Origin of the sequence: Niveispirillum sp. (assembly GCF_017996735.1) — a bacterium.
Classification (GTDB): domain Bacteria; phylum Pseudomonadota; class Alphaproteobacteria; order Azospirillales; family Azospirillaceae; genus Niveispirillum.
Window position 1 is genome coordinate 1 of sequence record NZ_JAGOGJ010000254.1, and the last position, 3,892, is coordinate 3,892.

At 62.0% G+C, this 3,892-nt stretch carries 3 protein-coding genes; 2 read left to right on the forward strand and 1 reads right to left on the reverse strand.

The features are described 5' to 3' along the window. Window positions 1-818: TonB-dependent receptor (locus KBA48_RS32695; protein WP_292912849.1), on the reverse strand; the 818-nt coding region annotated here is incomplete at its 3' end. A 206-nt stretch (window positions 819-1,024) separates the two neighbouring features. On the opposite strand from KBA48_RS32695, the gene KBA48_RS32700 reads away from it, so the two are divergent. Continuing rightward, window positions 1,025-1,498 carry a MarR family transcriptional regulator gene (locus KBA48_RS32700; RefSeq protein WP_292912850.1) on the forward strand — a complete coding sequence of 158 codons (474 nt, stop codon included), beginning with the start codon at window positions 1,025-1,027 and terminating at the stop codon, window positions 1,496-1,498. A gap of 302 nt (window positions 1,499-1,800) precedes the next feature. Continuing rightward, window positions 1,801-3,892, forward strand: a 2,092-nt coding sequence (locus KBA48_RS32705) for a TonB-dependent receptor (protein WP_292912851.1), incomplete at its 3' end; no start/stop codon positions are given.

Here is a 3,892-nt window from a genome sequence, read left to right on the forward strand (position 1 = left end):
CCGACGGCCTGGTAATCCGTTGCCGCCTGCCGTTCGCGCGTCACGTCGCCCGACAGGGTGACCTGCAGGCTGTCGGTGGGCGTCCAGGCCAGGGTGGCGCGCCCGCTGCGCACATTCACGTCGTTGCCATTGCGCTTGGTCCCGTCGGCGGACGGCAGCAGGCGCTTGTAATAGCCATCCTGATCGCGCGACAGGGCGCTGACGCGCAGCGCCAGCTTGTCTTCCACCAGCGGCACATTGACCGAACCGCCGACATCCATGCGACCGTAATTGCCGACGCGCAGTTCGGCCACGCCGCCGAAATCGTCACTCGGGGCCTTGGTCGTGATGTTCAGAGCGCCGCCGGAGGTGTTCTTGCCGAACAGCGTGCCCTGCGGCCCGCGCAGCACTTCCACCCGCTCGATATCCAGCAGTTCCAGCACGGCACCGGGTGCGCGCGCCAGATAGACACCGTCGATATAGATGCCGACGGCGGGGTCCTTGGTGATGATGAAGTCCGGCTGGCCGACGCCACGGATGAAAAGCTGCGCAAAATTGCTGCCGCCGGAACCGTTGCCCGACGTGGTCATCTGGAAATTCGGGGTCGCGTCGGCCACACCCTTCAGATCGACCACACCCTTTTCGCGCAGGTCTTCAGCCGTCAGGGCCGTGATGGCGATGGGCGTGTCCTGAAGGTTCGTGGAACGGCGTTCCGCCGTCACGATGATTTCTTCCAGCACGATGGGCGCTGCGGCCTGCTGGGCGATGGCGGGGATTGCGTAAAGACCGACGGCCAGCGCAACAGGCGCGGCGCCGCGAGGCGTCCACTTCTGGAACATTTCATCCTCCCTGGATGTGCGAGCGGGGTTCTCTGCCCCGTCTGAAGGCACTCTCGCCTTTCGTTATTGTTCATAACATAGACGGTTGATGTTCACAACTATCTAAATTCCCGAATGCGATCCCGAAGAACGTAATTTGCGGACAGGGCGACCCGCTTGCGCTATCAAGCTTTTGTGCCAATCCTGTTCCCTTTCCGACGATGACCATGGCGAATGACAAGATCGATGCGGCCGACCAGCCCGAGGTTGAGCTGGGCCGCCTGGGTGATTTCATCGGGTTCCGGCTGCGCCGCATACAGAACCATTTGTCACGCAATTTCTCCGCCCGCAATGCCGACTGGAACCTGCGTTCCGGCCTGTTCAGTTCGTTGGCCATCATCGCCGCGAATCCGGGGATTTCGCAGAACCTTCTGTCGCGGGAGGTGGGGCTGGACAAGTCGGCCACGGTGCAGATCGTGGATGATCTGGAAAGCCGTGGCTGGGCCGAACGCCGCCGTTCCGCCAACGACCGGCGCTTCTATGAACTGGCGGTGACGGAGAAGGGGCAGCAGGCGCTGGCGCAGCTTTTCGCCAATCTGGAGGAGACGGAACGGGACGTGATGGCCCATCTGTCGGCGGTGGAACGTACCTTGCTGCTGGGCTTGCTGGATCGGATTTATCAAAGCTGCTTCAAGGGATAGTGCTGCAATTTTCATTATATGGAATAACATATCTCCGTTTTCCCCGCCGTCGGCGGGTCTGCCCCCCCCTGCTTCCCTATGATTATAGCGGGTAACAAGTGTTGTTCCCGGATGGCATCCCGATGACCGCCGCCCTCCCTGCCACGCGTGCGAAAGACCGGCCGATCCGGAGCGGCCGCCGAAAATTCGTGGCCGCATAATTTGTTATATTGAATTACGATTTATTCTATCATATCGTTGTGAAACTCAACGAATGAAGAGCCCGTTTCCAATGGAAGCAGGCCGTCCCAAGGGAGAAATCCATGAACAAGCTGGCATCGCGCCCGGCGGCGCGTCTGCTTACCCTTTTGCTGGCCGGCAGCGCCATCACCCCGGTAGCATTGGCCCAGGCGGACAGCGTGCCCGTGCTGGAAGAGATCGTGGTGACGGCGGAACGCCGGACACAGAGCCTGCAGGATGTGCCGATCAGCGCCACCGTCCTGTCGGGTGACGACATTATCCGCAAGGGTGTCGCGAACCTGGCGGATATCCAGCAGGTTTCCCCCTCCATCGCCATCAATCAGGTGAACCGTTCCACCTATGTGAATATCCGCGGCGTCGGCATCGCGCAGACGGCGCCCAGTTCCAGCCCCGGCGTCGCCTATTACATCGATGGCCAGTTGATCCCGCATGAACAGTTCATCAGCCAGTCCTTCTACGATATCGGCTCGCTGGAGGTTCTGCGCGGACCGCAGGGTACGCTGACGGGCCAGAATTCCACGGGCGGCGCCATCTATGTGCGTACGCCGGACCCGGAATTCGGGGTGGTGAAGGGTTTCATCGACCAGACCATCGCGTCCTATGACTGGTATCGCACCACCGGCGCGCTGAATGTCGGGCTGGGCGACAATGTCGCCGTCCGCGTCGCCGCCGTCCGCGACAAGCGCGACAGCTTCTCCAAGAATATCGGCCCCAGCCCCAGCGACCCCGGCAATATCGATCTGGAGGGCGCGCGCATCAACATCGCGCTGCGCAACGACGCGGAAACCCTGCGCATCAACCTGCGCGGTGAATATTTCAACAGCGACAGCGACAACAACGCGGTCAAGCGCCGCAACGACACCGTCAGCACCAACCCCTATGTCATTCAGGAAGACGCCATCTCCTACCTGAAGCAGGAGGGCTACCGCCTGTCGGGTGAGGTAAAGTTTGCCCTGTCGGAAAGTGTCGATCTGCGCGCGCTCACCTCCTGGCAGGATGGCAGCACGACGGACCAGACCGATGGTGACCGCACCGCCACGGCCCGCCCGCGTCCCCCTGCCGCCAATGTCGGCCGCGTCGGCTATACCGACACGACGATCGAGACGCTGATCAACGAAGTGAACCTGCTCTCCACGGGCGACGGGCCGCTGACCTGGGTGGTCGGTGCCTTCCGCATGGACGAGGATATTCCCATCACCGTTCTGCGCGACAACAACAACACCGTCAATTTTGTCTCCTCCACCTCGACCATCATCTCCAAGGTAAAGAACAAGTCGCAGTCCGTGTTCGGTCAGGCGAACTATTTCGCGACGGAGCAATGGGAACTGATCCTGGGTGCGCGCCATTCCTGGGACGACCAGACCTATAACCGCATCGTTTCCGCCGGCGGCACGGGCATCAGCAAGCTCAGCTCCAAGGAAGTCACCGGCAAGGTGGGGGCCAACTTCCACGCCACCGATGACACGATGCTCTATGCCAGCCTCTCGCGCGGGTACAAGGCTGGCGGCGGCAACCTGCCGGCCTCCAGCCCCGCCTTCGGGCCGGAAACCAATCTGGTGTATGAGGCGGGGTGGAAGACCACGCTGCTGGACCGCCGCCTGCGCCTGAACGGTTCGCTGTTCTATTCCGATTACAAGGACATGCAGTTGGCCAGCCTGGCCAACGGCCTGCCGCTGACCCAGAACGCCGCCGCCGGCCAGTCGATGGGTGGTGAGCTGGAGCTGGAAGGCCGGTTCGGTGCGCTGGGCTTCAATGCGGGCCTGGGCTATCTGGATGCGGAATTTGCCAAGGATACGACGCTGCAGAACACTGTCGCCAACCGGAACGAATTGGTGAAAAAGGGCAGCACGCTGCCCTTCTCCCCGGAATGGACCCTCAATGCCGGGGTGCAGTATGAAATCCTGGCGGGAGAGACGGCCATCACCCCGCGCCTGCAATGGAGCCACGTGGGCAAAAGCTACGCGACCCCGTTCCCCAGCGCCGTCACCACCCTGCCGGCGCGCGACGTGGTCGATGCCCGCCTGTCCATCGATCCCACCGACAGCGTACGCCTGGAACTGTTCGTCACCAACCTGTTTGACGAGACCTATATCGCCAGCCAGCTTCAGAACTCCTCATCGGCCGATGGCGGCATCATCTATGGTGCCCGCCGCC

Excerpts from the sequence above, each read along its gene's own strand:
- KBA48_RS32700 (WP_292912850.1), top strand. The coding sequence starts at position 1,025 with ATGGCGAATGACAAGATCGATGCGGCCGACCAGCCCGAGGTTGAGCTG.